This window comes from Shewanella sp. MMG014 (assembly GCF_018100775.1).
Classification (GTDB): domain Bacteria; phylum Pseudomonadota; class Gammaproteobacteria; order Enterobacterales; family Shewanellaceae; genus Shewanella; species Shewanella japonica.
Genome location: NZ_JAGJDZ010000010.1, coordinates 189,887 through 211,683, shown reverse-complemented (window position 1 = coordinate 211,683; position 21,797 = coordinate 189,887). Strand labels below are relative to the sequence as shown.

Below are 21,797 nucleotides of genomic sequence, written 5' to 3'. Positions count from 1 at the left end.
AAGAATACATCCTCGGAAACAAAGCTAAAGCTCAATTTTAGACTCATCAACTGCTGATAGTGTGATTGATATGTCCATGTAAAAGTAGGCCATTGCTGAGCGCTTAATTTTTCTTTTATGAGAGCAGATAGCCCGTTACTCAAGTCTCGGGCTTTTTTGTGTCTGTAATTTAAGATATACATGTTCAGAAACAAAGCTAAAGTTCAAGTTTAGACACATCCACTGCTGATAGTGTGATTGATATGCCAATGTAAATGTTGGTCATTGCCAAGCTCCTAGTTTCTCTTAATTGAGAGCGATAGCCCGTTACTGACGTAACGAGCTTTTTTGTGTCTGATTGTTAAGTGTATTAAGTGCAGCGAAATACAGTGTGGTCAATATGCCCATGTAAAAGTAGGTCATTGCCAAGTGCCTAATTTCTCTTATAAGAGAGCAGATAGCCTGTTACTCACGTAACGGGCTTTTTTGTGTCTGTAATTTAAGAATACATGTTCAGGAACGAAGCTAAAGCTCAAGTTTAGACACATCAACTGCGCACAGTGTGGACGATATGCTCATGTGCAACAGGAAATCCACATGATTATTTAATAACAAAAGATTTTTGAAACTTATCTACAGGTATAAAGCGGTTGGTCTTATAAGGCTTATAAATTGATTAGAATTGGTTTAGTTCTCCATAAAAAATTCATCGGTGAAGGCATTAGCGATAAATAGACCTTCATTTTATAGATGAGTTAGAGTTGTTTACACAATCGTGATTAATCTTGTTGGTTTTTCGAGCTTGAGGTTTGTTATTTAGCTCATTGATGATTGCTTTGATAAGACTAATACCATTTAGTGATTGATGTTTATCGCTAGTCAGTTATCTTGATAGGCAATTGATAATGGAAAGTTTAACAACACATTACTATAAGCTTCTAGGGACACAAATGAAATTAGAAATGATATGTACTGGTGAAGAGGTGTTATCTGGCCAGATTATTGATACCAATGCCGCGTGGGTAGCCAACACGCTAATGGAGTTAGGTATTGAAACACATCATCGGATTACTGTGGGCGATCGTTTAGAAGATCTTAGGGATGCCTTTATTGAAAGAAGCCACCATGCCGATGTGATTATCGTTAATGGTGGGCTAGGCCCAACAAGTGACGATATGTCTGCTGAAGCGATGGCGCTAGCTAAGGGCGAGTCGTTGATTGAGAACGAGGAGTGGCGAGATCGATTGATTAGCTGGTTTAGTAAAAATAATCGTCAGATGGCTAAGAGTAATTTAAAACAAGCTTTATTACCTGAATCGGCTGTTATGGTTGATAACCCAGTAGGTACAGCATGCGGTTTTCGTGTAAAGCTTAATAAAGCTTGGTTGTTTTTTACGCCTGGTGTGCCCTTTGAACTAAAGCACATGATTAAAGAGCAGTTTATTCCTTTCATTAAATCTGAGTTCGGAATTAGTGAAAATACAGCATTGAAGAAGTTACTGACCATTGGTCATGGGGAGTCTTCTTTAGCTGATAATTTAGCAGAATTAACATTACCGGCAGGGATTACCCTAGGCTACCGTTCGTCAATGCCACACATAGAAATTAAGATATTCGCTCGCGGTGACAAGGCAATTAATCAATTGGCTGAAGTGACGAAAGCAATCAAATCAATTTTAGGGATTGCGATTGTAGCTGAAGATCGTCCAACACTTGCTGCTGAGATACATCATCGACTTTTCCAATCTGGTTTTAGCTTAAGCTTGGCAGAGTCGTGCACTGGGGGAATGTTAACAAGTCAGCTAATCGATTTTCCTGGTAGCTCGTCGTATCTACACCATGGTTTAGTGACTTATAGTAACGAATCTAAGGTAAAAGTATTAGGGGTGAATCCACAGATCCTCGATGATCATGGCGCGGTTTCTATTGCTACTGTTGAAGCTATGGCCAGAGGCGCACGTGAAATATTAGATAGTGATTTTGCACTTTCAACAAGTGGTATTGCAGGTCCAGATGGTGGTACTGAAGATAAGCCTGTTGGTACCGTAGCGATTGCATTAGCGACTAAACATGTTGTGTATAGTCAAATGGTTAAAATCCCTAACCGATCAAGACAGTTAATACGAAGTCTTAGTGCCGCTATAGCCTATGATATGCTTCGTAGAGCATTGCTAGGTGAAGCTGTAATCGTTGATTATCCTTCGATAACCAGATTTGCTAAGTAATTAGAATAGTCAAGTGAGCTAGTTTTACTGAGACTGGCTCACTTTGATAGCATTTAAATTACTAAAACTCTACTGTTGTCACTACGTCATATAAATCTATTTGATGTTGATTCATACCGTTTTTGTCTAAATGTTTAGGTACTTTTAGTAAGCTAATTTTGTTACTAACTTGTACCACTTCCAGATGAATAGGTTCATCTGGTGGCATCAATGTCGATAAAACAGAGTTGGCCAAGGTGATATTTTTGAGCTTAATATGCTGAAAGATATCTCCTTTAGCAACACCATGTAATTTTCCAATATTGATGGTGATATAGGCATCATCTCGATTAATGACAATGGCTTTAGTCGCCTCGCATTTTAGAGTTTGATTAATCTCTTGTGAGACTTTGAACAAGGTATTGACGATTGTTTTCCCATATTCACTGCGCCAAAATAAGCTGTTCGCCAAATCTACGCGACTGTATGAGTCAAAGCTCCAACCACCTTCACCGTGATATTCTTCTTCAAGTAATATACTGTTACTGATCCTGTCATACATAAATACTTTTATCGTGAAGTTACGCTTGGGGTAAACAGTATCGACAAGTAAGCTGGATTTTTTTTCGTTGTATAAACTGATATCTCGAATATAACCAAATACTAAATATTGGCTTTGATATTGGCTATTTAAGGCTTCAGAGATACCTTGTATGGTTTCTAAATTAATTGTATCCATCGTTGTAATTGGCTTATATACCATTTGTGGGATCATTTCTTCGACGAATACGTTTGGTTGATGGGTTAATTCATTTTTAAACCTCGAACCAATATGAAAGGGGAGATTTGAAATATCGCCAGCTGAGGCCTGTGAAGGTGTGAGTAATGGAAATTGAGCAACAATGAGCTGTTTGAGGTAACGATCTTCAATGCAGTTAGATTTTGACTCTAAACTGACTTTTAGATTGATGGTGAGCTTACCACCTTCTATAGATTCATTAAGAATGACAATTTCACTAATATGGTGTTGTGACAGAACATTGCTTTGACTGCTCGTTAAAATGCCATCCCTAACGGTATTTTCAATGCTGATGAAACTACTTGCTTGTAATGACGCATTCTCAATTGCTTTTTCAACAACCAATTTGCGCACATCATTATAATCATCGTTACCTATGGGATACGATGCTTGTCCAACGTACCACTGTGCCATACTGACAGAAGGGAATACTGCCAGTAAACATAGCCATAAAAACCGTTTCATTGACTATCCGAATACGTTAAGTAGCTTGCTAATCAAAGAAGGATCTTGGTTATCTTGTTGCTCACCTTTACCGCTAACTTCAATAACAGTGTTTCCAACCATACTGGAGTTAATTGAATGATCTGACGCAATATCAGTCACCCTAATTTCACCTGAAAAACGCACATATTCATCGCCTTTATTCAATTTAATCCACTTTTCTCCGGCAACGATTAAGTTTCCATTGGCAAGTTTCTCCCTTACTGCAACGGTAATCGTTCCAGTGAGTGAGTTATTGTGGTTACTTGCAGATGAACTATCAAAGCTTTTATCTTGCGAATAATCCGCGCTGAGGTTGTCTTCATTGATATTGATATTACCCGCAGTGATATTGGGTGACAGATCAAACTCATTAGAGCTATCACGCTTGTAGCTGATGGATTTTTTGGATGTTAGCTCTTCATTGAGCCTTATCAAAATCATGTCGCCAATTTCGTAACGATTGTTGTTTTGATAAATATTGTAGACATTATCAGGATTAAAAATTGAACCTGTTATCTGCTGAGCTTGTTGAATGTTGTTGTTCCTAACAGGGCGGTAATTTGGATCGCCTTTCATCACTTCATCAGAAGGTTCAACAACATTTACAGTCGTGTTTTCTTTGTTAGGGATTTTTATTTCAGCTACTTCAGTTGTTGTGCAGCCTGAAATAGTGAATAAAAATAAAACAATAAGCAGGGGAAGTTTCATTTTTAAATATCTAAATTTATTTAGTGGTTATTTAAATTGTAACTTTAATATCCTATATAGATCTATGGCCTGCACAGTTTCTTCACTCTCTTTACGTAACTTTACCAAATTACGTATTATTTGTTTTTAATAATTGTTATATATTGTATTGGTAAAGTTTTTAGCTTGTTTTTATTATTATTTTATTTGGAACTTGTTGTTGTTTTAATTGGTGGTGTCAATTTTTATGGGGTGATATATTTATTTCATTTACGTATCAAAGGGTGAAAAATAAATGCTGATAATTTTAAATGGCATTATCTTTGTTTTAATGAATGCTTAATTATATTTGCAAGGTTATTTTTATTTGTACTTTACAATAAGCCATGGGACTATAATAAGCTCAACAGATAAATATATTATTTACTCTCAATTCATTCGGATTATAACTATGACTGAAAGTCAATCTGCTCTTACTGTTAATGAGGCTATCGACAAGCTAGGCAATAAAGTCGATGCGAGCATTTTTCAGCTCAATGGTAATAGTGAGCAGAATCAGTTTAGTCGTATCTTAAATGAGGCGAACCAAATTAGTGATACCTCTGCTGCAGCAACTTCGCTAACAAAGGCTTCTGAAACATTTTCACTAGACACCCTTCAGCAACAGATGCTTGCTAGTACAGGTTTAGATAATGAGACGATACTTTCGTTGAGTATGTCTGATGACATGGTAAGCGAAATGCAACAGGGTTTATTATCATCACTGCAAACAAGTATTGTTGAAAGCGCTCTAACACAAGCTATCAGTGCAAATTCGGTTAATATTGAAGATGGAGTGGCAATTAATACTTCCACTGATAATATTGTTGGTGCTCAATCATCAGAAAGTGAAAGCCTTATGGATGATGTGTATTACTATTCATTTGGTGAGGATGGTTTTGATAGTAAAGATGTAATAGATTCTATTAATATTCTACATCACACACCAATTTTATCTTATATATACCAAGAAACAACGGGCGATAAAATAAGCCCAGCTTCAACCTTGGCAGGCAGTTTATTATATTCAGATTATGTTGGCGCAGGTTCGACAGCAATAAAATTAGCAATGGAATATTTTACTGAAAGTAATCCTGAAATGAATATTACTGATGTTGGCGATTTACTTTCTAATAATAATGACGAATTGACTGAAAGTGAGGTTGGTCATTCCCTTTAGCGTTATTTATAGGCTGTTAAAAAATAAAATCCATTTTAAATCTTACCCAATGAGTATTGAATGAAATTATTAATTGTTTTGTTGTGCTGGTTATTAGCAGGCTGTGAGGTCTTGCAAAGTAATTATGAACCTTATCAGCCCACAGAATTTCCAGTATTAAACGCTGTTGGTTATGCCCCAATTGATCAACAACCAGCAGAGTTAAAGTCAGAACAAATTTTAATGGCGATGGAAGCTTCAAAAATTTTGGCTTATCGAGAGTTAGCTGAACAAGTCTATGGGCTGCAGTTGAATTCCAACACGTCAGTGCAAGGAGCAAGCCTTAATAGTATTGCGACTAAAATCAAAGTCTCTGGAGTAATAAAAGGTGCGAAAGTCATTAAGACCTATCCTGTGGATGGATTTTACGTTACTGAATTAGAGTTAGATTTTAAGTTAGTGCGTGATTTGTATATGCAGTCTGAAAACCCAGTGCATAGTAACACCTTGATTGTAGAGCCCGTTAAGAACTTTTAATGGCAATCGGTAACGCTAATAAAAAAGCGCCTTGCGGCGCTTTTTTGTTTAAAATTTTATGACTATCTTGCCTCTTTCAACTTCAATTGCTTTAGTCATCGATGCCATCAATGCTTGATTACTATCCTTGGTGTCCAGCACATAAACAGGTTGGGACTCTAAAAAGGTTCTTAGAAACATCATCAATTGTGGCGTAATGGGTTTTAGCATTTGCTCAATATCTGCGGGTTCGGATTTCACACTGACTAAGTCAAGCTTCTTTAAAAAGATACTTTTGGTCTCTACATCGTACCAAGGCTCAGCCTCAAATGTGGTTTCCATATCAGCAGCAATTGATTTAAAGGGGTTTTTAACCGCCATTTTGGTAATTGCAGTTACGGAAATAGTGTTAGGCTTACGACCTAACTCAACTTCCATATCGTTGAGCTTTAACTGCAATCCAAAAACTTGATTCCCTTGTGTAACCTCATAATGCATTTCATTATTGAGGTAATCTTCAACTTCAGATTCAGAGATGCTGTACTGACTAGCACAGCCAGTCAGAAGCAGCATTAAGCAAGCTAAACATATTTTAAATAATGGCATTATCCTGTGTTTCTCATCCCTGCGGCAACACCCGCAATTGTCAGCATTAGCGCAAGCTCAACTTGTTTCGATGCTTGCTCCTCATTACGTGTACGACTCAGAAGTTCCGCTTGTAGAAAGTTCAGTGGGTCAATATACGGATTACGTAGCTTGACTGACTCTCTGTTCCACGGAGTGTGGGACATTAGCTCTTCTGATTCAGTAAGCGACAATACCGCTTCTGTGCCTAATTGTAGACTTTCACGCAGCTTTTTACCTAAATGATGCAAGTTTTCTGGCACTAAGGTGCTTTCATAGTATCGAGCAAGATTAGGTTCGGCTTTCATGTATACCATTTCAAGCATAGAGATACGGGTTTCAAAGAATGGCCATTCTTGTTCCATTTCCTTCAGCAGTGCCGACTCCCCACGTTCATTGGCAGCTTTAAGTGCCTCTCCTGAGCCAAGCCAAGCTGGTAGCATTAAACGGTTTTGTGACCATGCAAAAATCCACGGAATGGCACGGAGACTTTCGATGCCACCATCGACACGTCTTTTAGCTGGACGACTGCCCAGTGGAAGTTTGCCTAACTCCACCTCTGGAGTTGCTGCTCTAAAGTACGCGACGAAGTCTGGTTCTTCACGCACGATACCACGATACGCTTTTACTGAATCATCAGCGATACGTTGCATGCAATCTCGCCAAGCTTGTTTAGGCTCTGGAGGTGGTAATAAAGTCGCTTCCATAACTGCAGAGGTATATAGAGCTAAACTCTGAACAGCTACTTTTGGAAGGCCAAACTTAAATCGAATCATCTCACCTTGTTCAGTGACTCGAATCCGACCATCTACTGAGCCTGGTGGCTGCGATAAAATAGCCTTATGAGCTGGCCCGCCGCCACGGCCAATTGAGCCACCACGACCGTGGAAAAGCATTAATTTGACGTCTGCATTCTTACAAACGGCAACGAGTTGCTCTTGGGCGTGATATTGCGCCCATGCGGCAGCCATTACGCCAGCATCTTTAGCAGAATCTGAATAGCCAATCATGACTTCCTGCATACCTTTTGTATATCCACGGTACCAGTCGATATTGAGCAGTTGTGTCATACAGTCAGCAGCGGTATTTAAATCACTCAAAGTCTCAAATAGTGGCACAACACGCATTGGGTGTTGACAGCCAGTTTCTTTGAGTAATAGCAACACTGCAAGTACATCCGATGGCTTACTGGCCATTGAAATAACGTAAGAACCTAGTGCAGTAGCAGGTTGAGAGGCGACTAATTTACAGGTATTGATGACTTCTTCCACGTCGGCTGACGGTTGCCAATCAGCAGGGATAAGCGGCCGACGACTGGTAAGCTCTCTTAATAGGAAAGCTTGTTTTTCGCTTTCATCCCAATGATCATAATCGCCCATACCGAGGTAACGAGTTAATTCGGCAATCACATCGCTATGTCGTTCAGCATCTTGGCGAATGTCGAGACGTAGCATGTGAATGCCAAAGCATGCTAAACGACGTAAGATATCGAGCAGCAGTCCATTAGCAATTAAGCGCATGCCAGATTCTGATAAGCTTCGGTATAATAATTCAAGAGGTTGTTTTAAATCATCTAATTGCCATACAACATCGTCATAGTTCAGGTCAATTTGCTGACCTTCTAGGCGGGCATTGAGGTAATCAATTGTATTGCGTAGTTTATGACGAAGTTGTCTTAGTACGTCTCTATAGGGTTCTTTACTGTCTGGCAGCTGCGTTTTAAGTTCGGCATTAGCTTCTTCCATGGATAATTCATTCACCAAAGAAACGATATCTTTTAAATATAATCTGGCTGCTGCATGGCGATTACGGAGTAATACTTCCTCGGTGACTTTTGAGGTCACAAATGGGTTACCGTCTCGATCCCCGCCCATCCAACTAGAAAATCTAACAGGACAAATATCAGCGGGAATTTGTTGACCCGTTTTTGACTCAACATGGTCATTGAGTTGTCTTAAAAAGTCTGGAACGGCTTGCCATAATGAGGCTTCAATGGTGCTTAGTCCCCAACGTGCTTCATCTACGGGAGTTGGGCGTTCATGTCTGATCTCGTTGGTGTGCCAAATCTGTGCAATAAGTTGACGTAACCTAAGGTGTGTTTGGCCTTTTTCTCGATCAGTGAGTTGCTGGTTTTCTTGCTCTGTTAAACAGTCGACAACAGCAGAGTATTTTTGAATGAGAGTACGACGAGATATTTCTGTAGGATGAGCAGTAAGGACTAAATCAATATCGAGGGTTTTTAAGCAGTCGATGACTTCTTGTTCATTGGCATTACTGTTTAGCATTCGTCCCAGTAACTGCTCGACAGGATCTGGTACACAGACAAGTTCATCACAGTTGCGGCTTATGGTATGAAATTGCTCTGCAATATTGGCCAAGTTTAAAAATTGATTAAACGCTTTAGCAAATGGCACCAGTTCATTGTCAGGTAATGAATTGAGCAGAGCTAGCATTTGTTGTCTTGATTCTGCATCGCCTTGGCGAGACTCTTTGGCCAGAATACGAATTTGCTCTACTTTTTCAAGAAATGCATCACCAAGGTGATCGCGCATCGTATCACCTAAAATTTGCCCTAAGCTACTCACATTAGAACGTAAAGAAGCGTACATGTCGGCGGTTTGCTCTGCCATAATTACTCCATAAGTTTAACTTAATTAGTCGCTACCATTAATGGGCTACAGCTAGCACAATAGCTAGCTGTGAGGGGGTTGGTCAATGGGTTATTTTAATAATTAATCATGCACCATGATTATTGGCTACTGATAGTGAAACTTATTACAACTATTTAATACAAGCCTGATAAATAAGCTTTTTCATTAACTCAACAGTGGGGGTTAAATATTCTAATCCTATGTATTCATCTGGCTGATGAGCTTGATTGATACTACCAGGGCCCATTACTAAGGTTTGGCAGCCCAATTGTTTTATATAAGGGGCTTCAGTTGCGTAATTAACAACCTCAGGCTCGGTATTAGCGATATCTGCAACCATTTTTGTCCAATAATCATCAAGTTTACCTGCAAATGACTCTGATCCTGGGTAAAGCGTGGATATCTCAATACTGCCTGGGTATTGTTTGTTGATGTCTGCAAGATAATTAATCACCATCAACTCTAAATCGGCAAGCTCAATGCCAGGTAACGGGCGAATATCAAGATGTAAATCACAACAGCCACAAATACGGTTTGCTGCATCGCCGCCATGAACATGGCCAAAGTTCATCGTGGGGTAGGGAACACTAAATGCATCTTCACGGTAGTTTTCACTTAAATGCTGCTTGAGTTTCATCAGTTGACCGATGACTTGATGCATAATTTCAATCGCGTTTAAGCCACGAGCGGGGTCAGAAGAATGACCACTTCTACCAATCACTCTGATACCTTGTGCTAAATGGCCTTTATGCATATATACCGGTTTTAAGCTGGTGGGTTCACCGATGATTGCATAGTCAGGGGCGATACTTTTTGAATCTGCAAACGCTTTAGCACCATTCATTGTGGTTTCTTCATCAGCGCTAGCAAAAATATGTAATGGACGTTTTATTTCATCAAGCGGTAACGACTTCAGCGCTTCCATAACTAAAGCAAAGAAGCCCTTCATATCGCAGGTACCTAACCCATACCAACGGTTATCTTTTTCTGTTAAATCAAAAGGGCTCTGACTCCAACGTCCTTCATCAAAAGGAACGGTGTCAGTGTGTCCAGCCAATAACAGGCCGCCACTGCCTGAGCCAATAGTTGCGATTAAGTTCTGTTTGCCTCGGCTGTCAGCCACGGTATGAACAGTGCAGTTAAAACCCATATCTGAAAACCAAGATTGAAGTAACTCAATGACTGCATGATTACTCATATCTTGCTCAGCTTCTAATGCACTGATCGAAGGGAGTGCAATTAGCTGTTTAAATGCATTTTTTAAATCTGGTAATGAATTCATAGCAACCTTTATAGTGCTTGCAATAAATATGTATTCATTATTATTGCATAATTAATTTATTGTGTTAGTCTAGCAAACAGCTAAGGCATTCACCATAACTTGATTAGATTAAAGATTATAAATATGTATTTAATTGCGATTCAATTCACTGTAACAGATCCCAAGGTAAACTATCTTCGACGATAGTTTTAATCTCGAGCACCCTGCTCATATACCGAATTATTTCTCTAGTTTACTGACCTAAAGACGACAATATAATGAAAAACATCGCAATAATTGGCGCTAGTGGCTATACCGGTGCACAAATCACCGCTTTAATTGATAACGATACATCGCTTTCTATTCAAGGCCTTTATGTATCAGAAAACAGTCTTGATAAAGGAAAGGCACTTGCTGAGCTATACCCTGCATACCAGCAAATCAAGTTGTCGTTATCTCCGCTAACGGCAGAAGCTAAACAATCAATTATAGAGGAAGCTGATGGCGTCGTGCTCGCGACTGATCATGCAGTAAGTTTAGAATTAGCTGCTTATTTTTATAAGCAAGGTTTAGCAGTTTTTGATTTAAGTGGTGCTTACCGTTTTGCTGATATCGAGCAATACCCTAAATGGTATGGGTTTGAGCATACCCAGCAAGATGTTCTTGCTGAAGCCGTTTATGGCTTAGCAGAGTGGAATCATCAACAAATCGCTGGCAGTAAAATGATTGCAGTTCCGGGCTGTTATCCAACAGCGTCATTAACTGCACTGAAACCTTTAACGCCATACCTAACGGATGCTTACCCTGTCATTAATGCTGTTAGTGGCGTTACTGGAGCGGGCAGAAAAGCCCAGCTTCATACTAGCTTTTGTGAAGTCAGCTTAACGCCATATGGCGTATTAGGTCATCGTCACCAGCCTGAAATTGCCACTCATTTAGGGCAAGAAGTTATCTTTACTCCACACCTAGGTAACTTTAAACGGGGCATTTTAGCCACGATTACGGTTCAGTTAGCGAAAGGCACTACAGAAGCTGATATTGCTAAAGCTTATCAAGTTTACAATGACAGTCCGTTAGTTAGCGTTTTACAAAACCAATTCCCTAAGGTGGACGATGTTGTGAATACACCTAACTGCATTGTCGGTTGGAAGTATGATTCTCAAAGCAATTACTTGGTGGTTGCGAGTGCGATTGATAACTTAATGAAAGGTGCTGCAAGCCAAGGCCTGCAGTGCATTAAAATTCACTTTGGCCTATAACGGGGAATCATCATGTCACAGAGTAACCCAGTTATTGTATTAAAAGTTGGCGGCGCATTATTACAATCAGAATCAGGAATGGCTGAACTCATGGGCGTTGTTGCAAACATGATGTCTGACGGCCAGAAAGTTATTTTTGTTCACGGCGGTGGATGTTTAGTCGATGAGCAATTAGCTGCCAATGGTAAAGAAACCATTAAATTGGATGGTTTAAGAGTGACTCCCAGTGACCAAATTCCAATTGTCGTAGGTGCATTGGCTGGAACGTCAAACAAGTTATTACAGGCCGCTGCAATTAAGGCGGGTATTGTGGCCGTTGGTATGAGTTTAGCCGATGGTAATACCGTTGATGCAGTAGTTAAAAATGAAAACTTAGGCCTAGTGGGTGAAGTGACACCGAAAGATGCGAGTTACTTAACTTATTTATTATCACAAGGCTGGCTGCCAATTTGTAGTTCAATTGCTGTGTCAGCACAAGGTGACATGCTTAACGTTAATGCAGATCAAGCTGCAACGGCCTTAGCAAAGTTAGTGGCAGGTCAGTTAGTGCTTCTATCTGATGTACCGGGTGTATTAGATGGTAATGGCGAGTTAATTGATCAATTAAATCAACAACAAATTTCAGATTTAGTTCAGCAAGGCGTGATAGAAAAAGGAATGAAAGTCAAAGTCGAAGCGGCATTAGAAGTTGCTCAGTGGATGGGGAAGCCGGTGCAAGTTGCATCTTGGAAACAGCCTCAACAATTAATTGCCTTATCAAACGGACAATCCGTTGGCACCCAAATTCAGCCATAGGAGTAACACACTAATGGAACATTTATTATCTATAAAAGATTTATCGCAAACAGAGTTACTTGATTTATTAGCGCTTGCTAAGAAGATTAAAGCAAATCCAGCTGATTATAACCAAGCCTTGGCAGGTAAAAGCGTGGTGATGTTGTTTGAGAAACCTTCTTTACGTACCAGAGTGAGTTTTGATATCGGCATTAATAAATTAGGTGGCCATTCAGTTTATTTAGATCAGCAAAATGGGGCCTTAGGTAAACGTGAGCCGGTTTCTGATTTTGCTACTAATATTTCTTGTTGGGCTGATGCGATTGTTGCCAGAACATTTTCTCATACGACTATCGCTGGATTAGCTAAGCATGCTTCAGTGCCAGTGATTAATGCATTATGTAACTTATACCACCCATGCCAAGGCTTAGCTGATTTTCTGACATTATCTGAAAAGTTTGATGATATTAGTAACGTGAAATTAGCTTACTTAGGTGATGGTAACAATGTGACTCACTCATTGATGTATGGCGCTGCAATTTTAGGTGCCACTATGACTGTTGTTTGCCCGCCGGGTCATTTCCCTGATGGACAAGTGGTGTGTGAAGCACAAGCGTTAGCTGCAAAGCATGGCGGTAAGCTTATTTTAACCTCAGATATTAATGAAATGGGCCCGCAAGATGCGGTTTACACCGACACTTGGATCTCTATGGGAGATAACACTTCAATGGAAGAGATTGAAGCCAAATTTAAACCTTACCAAGTCAATACAGCATTAATGACCCAAGTTGGTGCTAATTACTTCATGCATTGTTTACCTGCATATAGAGAAGTGGAAGCGACTGCAGAAATCGTTGACGGTGAAGGTTCACTTATTTTGCAACAAGCAGAAAACAGAATGCATGCACAAAATGCAGTACTGGTAACGCTATTAGGTTAAACAAATACTTCGTCGATTGGCTTTAACACAGTAAGTGAATCGGCTTTACCCAGTTTATGTTAGGAAATATTAAAGATGTCTATTGAACAGCAACCAAGTATTAAAAAAGTCGTATTAGCGTATTCAGGTGGATTGGACACTTCGGCCATTATCCCTTGGTTAAAAGAAACCTATGATAATTGTGAAATTGTTGCCTTTTGTGCCGACGTTGGTCAAGGCGATGCAGAGCTTGAGGGCTTACATGAAAAAGCCATCGCGTCAGGCGCTTCTGAATGTTACATCGTTGATTTGAAAGAAGAGCTGGTGGCTGATTATATTTATCCAACGATTGCTACAGGAGCTATCTATGAAGGGACTTATTTACTCGGTACTTCAATGGCTCGTCCAATTATTGCTAAAGCTCAGGTTGAAGTTGCTCGTAAAGTGGGCGCTGACGCGGTATGTCATGGCTGTACTGGTAAAGGCAATGACCAAGTTCGTTTTGAAGGTTGTTTTGCTGCGCTGGCACCAGACTTAAAAGTGATAGCGCCGTGGCGTGAATGGTCAATGGTAAGTCGTGAAGATTTGCTTGATTACTTAGCTGAGAGAAATATTGAGACAACAGCTTCTGCAACTAAAATTTATAGCCGTGATGCTAATGCTTGGCACATTTCACATGAAGGTGGTGAGTTAGAAGATCCTTGGAACGAGCCAAGTAAAGAAGTATGGACTATGACTGTTGCGCCAGAAGATGCGCCTAATACGCCAGAATACGTTGCACTAAATATTGAGAATGGTCGTGTGACTCACGTTGACGGTGTTGCGTTATCGCCATACGCAGCATTAATGCAATTAAACGAGGTAGCGGCAGCACACGGTGTGGGTCGTATTGATATAACCGAAAATCGTTTAGTGGGCATGAAATCTCGTGGTTGTTATGAAACGCCTGGTGGAACAGTGATGTTTGCTGGTCTTCGTGCGATAGAAGAGCTGGTATTAGATAAAACTAGTCGTGAATGGAGAGAGCAAGTTGGCGCTCAAATGGCCCACCTTGTGTATGATGGCCGTTGGTTTACCCCTTTATGTAATTCACTTTTAGCTGCATCTGAATCTTTAGCGGAATTAGTGAATGGTGAAGTGGTCGTTAAGTTATACAAAGGTCAAGCGAGTGTCGTGAAAAAGCGTTCTCCAAACAGTCTATATTCTGAAGAATTTGCCACATTTGGTGATGATGATGTTTATGATCAAAAAGATGCAGAAGGCTTTATCCGTCTTTATTCTTTATCAAGTCGCATCAGAGCACTTAATAGTAAGTAGACCTGTTAATTAATATGAAAAATAAACGGGGCAGCAAAGCCCCGTTTTTGTAAACAGATAAGAATTGAAAAGAGGGTATCGACATGGCGTTATGGGGCGGAAGATTCAGTCAAGAAAGCAGTGCATTATTCAAATTATTTAATGATTCATTACCAGTAGATTATCGCTTAATTGAAGAAGACATTGTGGGCTCAATTGCATGGGCTAGCGCTATTACTTCTGTCGGTATTTTAACGCAACAAGAATGTGAACAGCTGCATGGTGCGTTAAATGAATTGTTGGTTGAAGTCGCCGATAAACCTGAGGCTATCATTACGTCAGGAGCAGAAGATATTCATAGCTTTGTTGAGCAGTCATTAATTGCAAAAGTCGGTGATTTAGGTAAGAAGTTACACACTGGTCGTTCACGTAACGATCAAGTCGCAACAGACCTCAAGTTATGGTGTAAAAAAGAGGGTGAGCAATCACTTACATTACTGCGCAAGTTAAAGAACGCCCTCATTGACTTAGCTGAGCGTGAAATTGATGCTGTGATGCCTGGTTATACTCATTTACAAAGAGCACAACCCGTGTTGTTTGGTCATTGGTGTTTGGCTTATGTTGAAATGTTTGAGCGTGATATTAGTCGCCTTGAAGATGCATTGAAACGTGCAGATACTTGTCCGTTGGGTTGTGGTGCATTAGCGGGAACCGCTTATCCAATGGATAGGCATGCAATTGCCGAGTCTTTAGGTTTTTCTGCTCCAACGTTAAACAGTCTAGATACTGTATCTGATCGTGATCATGTGATTGAACTTTGTAGTGATGCATCAATTAGTATGATGCATTTAAGCCGTATGGCGGAAGATTTGATTTTCTTCAATAGTGGTGAAGCTGGGTTTATTGACTTAGATGATGAAGTGACTTCGGGTTCATCATTAATGCCACAAAAGAAGAACCCAGATACATTGGAACTGATCCGTGGTAAAACAGGCCGTGTTTATGGCAGCTTGATGGGCATTTTAACCACAATGAAGGCACTACCTTTGGCGTACAACAAAGATATGCAAGAAGACAAAGAAGGCTTATTTGATGTGATGGATAGTTGGTCAATTTGTCTTGAAATGGCCGCATTAGTTCTTAGCGGTTTACAAGTAAACCGTGAAAGAACACTCGCAGCTGCCCAGCAAGGTTATGCTAATTCTACAGAGCTAGCTGATTATCTAGTGGCTAAAGGTATGCCATTTAGAGAAGCCCATCATGTCGTCGGTGAAGTTGTCGTCGCCGCGATTGCTAAACAAACACCATTAGAAGATTTGGTTATTTCAGAGTTACAGCAATTTAGCCCAATTATCAGTGATGATGTTTATGAGTGTTTGACTATTGAGTCATGTTTAGAAAAGCGTGAAGCATTAGGTGGCACATCATTAGCGCAAGTTAAACAAGCATTAGCTGCAAAGCAAGGTAAGTAGCCACTTACTTTATTGTTTGAGCCTTGACTGTAATAACAAAAAGCCCTGAGTTAAATTAACTCAGGGCTTTTTAGCATTCACATTTTATAGATGCATTTTAGGGTTTATTGAAATAAATCATCTGTTGGATTTTCAATAAATATATCGTCATCAATGGTTTCTTCTGTCGCATATTCAGTCGGTTCAGTTCCTTCGACAAAGTACTCAAAAGAAGTTGTGTGATCAGTTTTACGCGTTAATAAACCCGTTGCTAAATCAATACGCGCAGAGATAATGCCTTTAGGCGGAATGGTGGTCTTTTCCTCAGTGCCTTTGAGCGCTTGATTCATAAAATCATTCCAACCAGGCCCAGCTGTCTTGGCGCCTGCTTCTGCCCCTGATATCTGATTTTCAGGTCCATCAGCTACCCAGCTTGTACGGCCTAAACGGCGGCTGTGATCATCAAAACCGACCCAAAATGTTGACGTTAATGTTGGATTGAACCCACTAAACCAGGTATCACGAGATTCATTGGTTGTTCCTGTTTTACCAGCAATATCATGACGCTTGATTAGGCGAGAAGCTCGCCATGCCGTCCCGTTCCAACCAGTGCCTTTACTCCAATTACCACCACCCCAAATAACACTTTTTAATGCTTCAGAGATAAGGAAAGCGGTTTGCTCAGTGATAATTCTTGGTGCATAACGACTATTCTCATCGCCACATTGACTAATAGCACTTGATTGAGCGGTTGTGTCATTTGCTTGGTTAATTTCAGTTTGTTGTGAGCTAGCAAATTCAGCTGCCATTGCTGCGAATGGGTCATTTGCGTCTGATTTAGAGGTTAATTCTGTATCACTTAGACTGTCATCAGTTCCATTATGATCATTTTCTGATGGCGTACACGCTAAAAGAGGATTGGCTTCTTCAATTACATTGTCATAAGAGTCGGTGACTTGCTTGATAAAGTAAGGCTCAACTAAGTAACCACCGTTGGTGAACACATTAAACGCAGTAACAACTTGCAAAGGTGTTACAGAAGGAGAGCCGAGTGCCACTGATTCATTTCGAGGTAGATCATTAGGATCAAACCCGAACTCCACAAGTTTATCGATAGTATTATCTAACCCAATGTGTCTCATCGCGCGAACAGACATGACGTTCACAGATTGCGCTAAGCCCATACGAAGACGCGTTGGTCCTCCGTAGATATCTGGAGAGTTTTTAGGTCTCCAAGCGGTGCCTTGTCGAGTATCTGGCTTATTAATTGGCGCGTTATTAATTAGTGTTGCCAATGTATAGTCTTTTTCAAGCGCTGCTGAATATATAAATGGTTTGATATTTGACCCCAGCTGGCGCTTTGCCTGGGTCACACGGTTGTATTGGCTTTGGGTAAAGCTAAAACCACCAACGAGCGTACGAATTGCGCCATCACTTGGTTCAAGTGATACTGTGGCACTTGATACTTGCGGAATTTGAGAAAGTTGCCAATATTCGCCGTTGTTTCTTATCCACACTTTCTGGCCAACAGCTAAAATATCTTCAGCTTTCTTGGGCGGTGTGCCTTGACGGCGATCGGTGATAAATTTACGAGCCCATTTTAGCCCGTTCCATTCTAAGGTGATTTCTTCCCCTCTAGCATTCATCACCGTGGCTTGTTGCTCTTCAATGGCAAGTACAGCTGCTGGCATAATACCTTGTACCGAAGAAGTGCTTTTTAAGTTAGTGATAATATCGCTGGTGGACATGGGGTCATCTGTCCATAATTCGGCAATTGGCCCGCGGTAACCATGACGTTGGTCGTAAGCAAAAACATTATCGCGTAACGCGCTTTGTGCCTTTAACTGTAAGTCAGATGAAATCGTGGTATAGACGTTATAGCCATTAGTATAGGCTTCTTCTTCGCCGTATTTATTGACCATGTATTCACGCGCCATTTCAGAAATATATGGTGCATATAGATCAATTTCTGCTCCATGATATCTTGCAGTAATCGGGGCATTAATGGCTTCTTGGTATTGCGCTTCTGTGATATTGCGTTTTTCGAGCATCCGGCTTAATACCCAGTTACGGCGGGTTTTGGCACGTTCTGGGTTTCTTATCGGATTTGCTGCGGATGGAGCTTGCGGCAAACCAGCAATCATTGCCATTTCAGGCAGGCTCAGTTGTTCTAAATCTTTACCATAATAAACTTGTGCTGCAGCACCTACACCATAGGCACGATTCCCCAAGAAAGAACGGTTTAGATAAAGAGTTAAAATTTCTTCTTTTGAAAGCGCTTTTTCGATTTTGAGTGCTAAAAAGATTTCTTTTGTTTTACGAATATAGGTTTTTTCACGTGAAAGGAAAAAGCCGCGAGCGACTTGTTGAGTGATGGTACTTGCACCTTGGCTTTTTTTACCCGTGGTAACCAAAATAATAGCAGCACGCACAATACCGATAGGATCAATGCCTTTATGTTCAAAGAAACGAGCATCCTCTGTATCTAAAACTGCATTAATTAATTGTTCGGGTACATCTTGGTATTCAATGGGTACTCGTCTTTTTTCACCAAATTGAGAAATCAATAAACCGTCATCGCTGTATATTCGCAATGGGGTTTGTAATTTTACCGTTTTTAAGGAATTTACATCCGGTAAATCTGGCAAAACATAATAATAGGCTGCGACAATAGTGCCGATTCCTAATAAAGTTAAGCTAAATATAGCAATAAGTATTCGTTTAAACCACTTCACCGAAATATTCCAAAAATCAAAAATATGCTCGCTAGTATATAAGGGGGAAGGTTTTTGGTGAAGTAAAAACATGAAAACAGAAAAAAACAAGTTGTAAAATTTAGAAACATTTAATACAAATACTTATAACGAGTTGATTTTGTGCTAATCTATTTTAAAATATAAAAAAATAAATGCGATGATGGAATATGCTTTCTAAATTTTGGAAGCGTCAAGCTCCGCAAATGGTCGGGATCGATATTGGTTCTCATGAGATTAAGGCCATTTTGCTAAGTAAGACCGCTGATGGATATAAAATTCAAAACTATATATCTGCACCTCTACGTAAAGGTGCGGTTGTCGATCACGAAATCCGCGATTCAGAAGCTGTTATTGAATCTTTAAGACATATTAAGCGAGGACTGCCTAAGAGTATTAAGTCTGCAGCTGTCGCGGTTTCTGGCTCTGCTGTCATGACCAAAGTCATTTACATGGACGCTTCATTAAATGAAGAAGAAATGGAAGCACAAATTGAGATTGAAGCAGATAACCTTATCCCTTATTCACTAGATGAAGTGAGTATCGATTTTGAAACTCTTCAGGCAAACACAACTGACCCGACAAAAGTTGATGTGCTGTTAAGTGCTTGTCGCACAGATAATATTGATACTCGTATGGATTCTTTAGATGCGATTGAGCTCGATACCAAGGTGGTGGATGTTGAAGCTTATGCACTAGGGCGGTCATCAGAATTAATCCTTGCACAATTACCCGAAGGTGCGAATGAGAAATCTGTAGTATTGGTTGATATCGGTGCCAATATGACGACATTTGCCGTAGTTGAGCATGGAGAAACAACCTTTATTCGTGAGCAAGCGTTTGGTGGTGAGTTATTTACTCAATCTATTTTATCGTTTTATGGCATGCCATATGACGAAGCTGAGAACGCCAAAATAACAGGCGAGTTACCGCGTAATTATATGTTTGAGGTGTTATCACCGTTTCAAACACAATTATTACAGCAGATTAAACGTACACTTCAAATTTATTGTACTGCCAGTGGTAAAGATAAAGTTGATTATATTGTGCTCTGTGGTGGTACCGCAAAACTTGAAGGCATGACTGCATTATTAACTAATGAATTGGGTGTACATTCTATTGTCGCAGACCCGTTCCAAGGTTGTTTGCATGCTGAGGACGATATTAAAAACCAGCTTAAGCCAAGTATTAGTAAATATATGGTGGCATGTGGTTTAGCGCTTAGGAGTTACGCTCAATGGCGAACATAAATTTACTTCCTTGGCGTGAAGAGGCCAGAGAAAAACAAAAACGAGATTATATTGGCATATTAGCATTGGTTTTTTTAGTGACCTGTTTAGCTGTATTTTTAACACTTAGCTTTATTGAGGTTGTTACTGATGATCAACGCCAACGAAATGCTTATCTTCAAAATGAAATATCACTATTAGATGCACAAATTGCCGAAATAAGAAAAATCACAGCTCGAAAGAAAGATATTGAAAGACGTACTAAGATTATATTAAACCTTCAGCAATCTCGAAACTTGCCGACACATGTTTTAGATGAATTAGTGCGAATTGTTCCGCCAGGAATATACCTTTCAAGTATTGAGAAAAAAGGTAGCTTACTCTGGATTGAAGGCCGCAGTGAATCGAATAATAACGTGGCTAATATGATGCGTAAGGTGAAAACATCACAATACTTAAATGATCCAAGTATGCAGTCTATTATTAGCCAAAATGAGAACTTACGACAACTGCAAAAGTTTAGATTAAAAGTGACGATTTCTGATGTTGAGTCAGTTGAAGCAACTGAAGGAGGTCAATAATGAATTTAGACTTAGATCAGTTTAATGATATTGATTTTGAAAATATCGGTAGTTGGCCTGCTTTAGTTAAGGTTGTTTTCGCAGTATTTCTGTCAATCTGTGTTATGGGGGCAAGTTATTATTTATTTGTCTCCGATGCAATTGACGTTTTAAATAACGAAGAAAGAAAAGAAATAACTTTACGAGAAGATTTTCAATCTAAATATCGTTTAGCCGCAAACTTAAAGCTATATCGTGAACAGCTGGTTGTTATGGAAGCGCAATTTGCTGAGTTACTTAAAATGTTGCCTTCTGAAAATGAAATGCCGGGCTTATTAGACGACACTACATTTGTAGCAACTGACGCAGGTTTAAGAATAAATAGCTTAGATTGGGATACTGAGATTGAGCGTGACTTCTATTTAGAATTCCCAATTAAAATTGCTGTAGTGGGTGATTATCATCAACTCGGTAATATGGTCAGTGGTGTAGCAAAATTACCTCGTATTGTTAGCTTACATGATTTTGTTATTACACGAGATGATAGCGGTAGTTTGTCGATGGACATTTTAGCAAAAACCTATCGATTTAAAGAAGGTGCACAGCTGCCTGCTGAGAATAAGGGGAATAAGTAATGAGATTCCTCCCTGTATTAATGATGGTGTTAATGTTAACTGGCTGTATTGGTGATCGCAGTGATTTAGAGTTGTTTGTAACGACAACTAAAGCGCAGCACATTGCTCGTATTCCTCCGTTAAAAGAAACTCCTAAGTTTGAACATTTTGCTTATCAAGCAGAATTAATGCGCAGTCCTTTTGTACCACCTTCACGCGAGCTTACAGAAGAAGTGGTTGATACAAGTAGAAATTGTCTACAGCCTGACTTAAAGCGTCGTAAAGGTCGTTTAGAAACATATGCTTTAGACAATTTAAGAATGCGCGGTACATTAACAGAAGATGACACTATTTGGGCTTTGGTCGAGTCTTCTGATGCCAATGTATATCGTTTAGGGGTCGGTGAGTATCTCGGTCTTTACCATGGGAAAATAGGTAAAGTGACACCGCAATATATTGAAATAATAGAATTAATTCCAGATGGTTCTGGTTGCTGGGCTGAAAGAGCAAGCAACTTAGAACTATCTGGTAACTAAT

General features: G+C 39.8%; 18 protein-coding genes. 12 read left to right on the top strand and 6 right to left on the bottom strand.

What is annotated here, in order from left to right; translation table 11 throughout:
• Nucleotides 1–929: 929 nt before the first annotated feature.
• Nucleotides 930–2,204, top strand: coding sequence for a CinA family nicotinamide mononucleotide deamidase-related protein (locus J8L86_RS16360; RefSeq protein WP_065110462.1), 1,275 nt, complete (start codon nucleotides 930–932; stop codon nucleotides 2,202–2,204).
• 61 nt (nucleotides 2,205–2,265) lie between these two features.
• On the opposite strand, the gene J8L86_RS16355 is transcribed toward J8L86_RS16360, so the two are convergent.
• Together J8L86_RS16355 and J8L86_RS16350 are read right to left on the bottom strand one after the other, a co-directional pair.
• A complete protein-coding gene (locus tag J8L86_RS16355; protein WP_065110451.1) occupies nucleotides 2,266–3,447 on the bottom strand; it encodes a flagella assembly protein FlgT middle domain-containing protein in 1,182 nt (393 codons plus the stop codon).
• A 3-nt stretch (nucleotides 3,448–3,450) separates the two neighbouring features.
• Complete coding sequence (locus J8L86_RS16350) at nucleotides 3,451–4,176, bottom strand: flagellar basal body L-ring protein FlgH (RefSeq protein WP_065110450.1); 726 nt, start codon at nucleotides 4,174–4,176, stop codon at nucleotides 3,451–3,453.
• Between the two features lie 430 nt (nucleotides 4,177–4,606).
• Between J8L86_RS16350 and J8L86_RS16345 the strand changes: the two genes are divergently transcribed.
• Together J8L86_RS16345 and J8L86_RS16340 are read left to right on the top strand one after the other, a co-directional pair.
• Nucleotides 4,607–5,374 carry a hypothetical protein gene (locus tag J8L86_RS16345; RefSeq protein WP_211031037.1) on the top strand — a complete coding sequence of 256 codons (768 nt, stop codon included), beginning with the start codon at nucleotides 4,607–4,609 and terminating at the stop codon, nucleotides 5,372–5,374.
• A 60-nt stretch (nucleotides 5,375–5,434) separates the two neighbouring features.
• Nucleotides 5,435–5,890, top strand: a complete 456-nt coding sequence (locus J8L86_RS16340; protein WP_080917149.1) for an LPP20 family lipoprotein — start codon at nucleotides 5,435–5,437, stop codon at nucleotides 5,888–5,890.
• Between the two features lie 48 nt (nucleotides 5,891–5,938).
• On the opposite strand, the gene J8L86_RS16335 is transcribed toward J8L86_RS16340, so the two are convergent.
• The 3 genes from J8L86_RS16335 to argE form a co-directional block, all read right to left on the bottom strand.
• Complete coding sequence (locus J8L86_RS16335) at nucleotides 5,939–6,442, bottom strand: DUF1439 domain-containing protein (protein WP_247663473.1); 504 nt, start codon at nucleotides 6,440–6,442, stop codon at nucleotides 5,939–5,941.
• Between the two features lie 32 nt (nucleotides 6,443–6,474).
• Nucleotides 6,475–9,123, bottom strand: a complete 2,649-nt coding sequence (gene ppc / locus J8L86_RS16330; RefSeq protein WP_211031035.1) for a phosphoenolpyruvate carboxylase — start codon at nucleotides 9,121–9,123, stop codon at nucleotides 6,475–6,477.
• A gap of 151 nt (nucleotides 9,124–9,274) precedes the next feature.
• Nucleotides 9,275–10,426 (bottom strand): acetylornithine deacetylase, encoded by a 1,152-nt coding sequence (gene argE, locus J8L86_RS16325; protein WP_065110445.1) that lies wholly within the window; start codon nucleotides 10,424–10,426, stop codon nucleotides 9,275–9,277.
• Nucleotides 10,427–10,683: 257 nt separating this feature from the next.
• On the opposite strand from argE, the gene argC reads away from it, so the two are divergent.
• The 5 genes from argC (at nucleotide 10,684) to argH (ending at nucleotide 16,125) form a co-directional block, all read left to right on the top strand.
• Complete coding sequence (gene argC / locus J8L86_RS16320) at nucleotides 10,684–11,664, top strand: N-acetyl-gamma-glutamyl-phosphate reductase (RefSeq protein ID WP_065110444.1); 981 nt, start codon at nucleotides 10,684–10,686, stop codon at nucleotides 11,662–11,664.
• A gap of 12 nt (nucleotides 11,665–11,676) precedes the next feature.
• A complete protein-coding gene (gene argB, locus J8L86_RS16315) occupies nucleotides 11,677–12,459 on the top strand; it encodes an acetylglutamate kinase (RefSeq protein ID WP_065110443.1) in 783 nt (260 codons plus the stop codon).
• 13 nt (nucleotides 12,460–12,472) lie between these two features.
• On the top strand, nucleotides 12,473–13,378 hold the full coding sequence (locus J8L86_RS16310; protein WP_055026237.1) for an ornithine carbamoyltransferase: 906 nt from the start codon (nucleotides 12,473–12,475) through the stop codon (nucleotides 13,376–13,378).
• Between the two features lie 75 nt (nucleotides 13,379–13,453).
• A complete protein-coding gene (locus J8L86_RS16305) occupies nucleotides 13,454–14,674 on the top strand; it encodes an argininosuccinate synthase (RefSeq protein ID WP_055026236.1) in 1,221 nt (406 codons plus the stop codon).
• A gap of 83 nt (nucleotides 14,675–14,757) precedes the next feature.
• Nucleotides 14,758–16,125 (top strand): argininosuccinate lyase, encoded by a 1,368-nt coding sequence (gene argH, locus J8L86_RS16300; RefSeq protein WP_211031034.1) that lies wholly within the window; start codon nucleotides 14,758–14,760, stop codon nucleotides 16,123–16,125.
• 104 nt (nucleotides 16,126–16,229) lie between these two features.
• Here argH and J8L86_RS16295 read toward each other — a convergent pair whose 3' ends face one another.
• On the bottom strand, nucleotides 16,230–18,839 hold the full coding sequence (locus J8L86_RS16295; protein ID WP_211031033.1) for a PBP1A family penicillin-binding protein: 2,610 nt from the start codon (nucleotides 18,837–18,839) through the stop codon (nucleotides 16,230–16,232).
• Nucleotides 18,840–19,027: 188 nt separating this feature from the next.
• Between J8L86_RS16295 and J8L86_RS16290 the strand changes: the two genes are divergently transcribed.
• From J8L86_RS16290 to J8L86_RS16275, 4 genes are read left to right on the top strand one after another with little or no spacing between them, the layout of a single operon-like run.
• Nucleotides 19,028–20,107, top strand: a complete 1,080-nt coding sequence (locus tag J8L86_RS16290; RefSeq protein ID WP_055026233.1) for a pilus assembly protein PilM — start codon at nucleotides 19,028–19,030, stop codon at nucleotides 20,105–20,107.
• Nucleotides 20,095–20,667, top strand: coding sequence for a PilN domain-containing protein (locus tag J8L86_RS16285; protein ID WP_055026232.1), 573 nt, complete (start codon nucleotides 20,095–20,097; stop codon nucleotides 20,665–20,667). Before J8L86_RS16290 ends, J8L86_RS16285 begins: the two co-directional genes overlap by 13 nt.
• A complete protein-coding gene (locus tag J8L86_RS16280) occupies nucleotides 20,667–21,281 on the top strand; it encodes a type 4a pilus biogenesis protein PilO (RefSeq protein ID WP_055026231.1) in 615 nt (204 codons plus the stop codon). Before J8L86_RS16285 ends, J8L86_RS16280 begins: the two co-directional genes overlap by 1 nt.
• Nucleotides 21,281–21,796 (top strand): pilus assembly protein PilP, encoded by a 516-nt coding sequence (locus J8L86_RS16275; protein WP_055026230.1) that lies wholly within the window; start codon nucleotides 21,281–21,283, stop codon nucleotides 21,794–21,796. The genes J8L86_RS16280 and J8L86_RS16275 overlap by 1 nt, the downstream gene beginning before the upstream one ends.
• Nucleotide 21,797 lies beyond the last annotated feature (1 nt).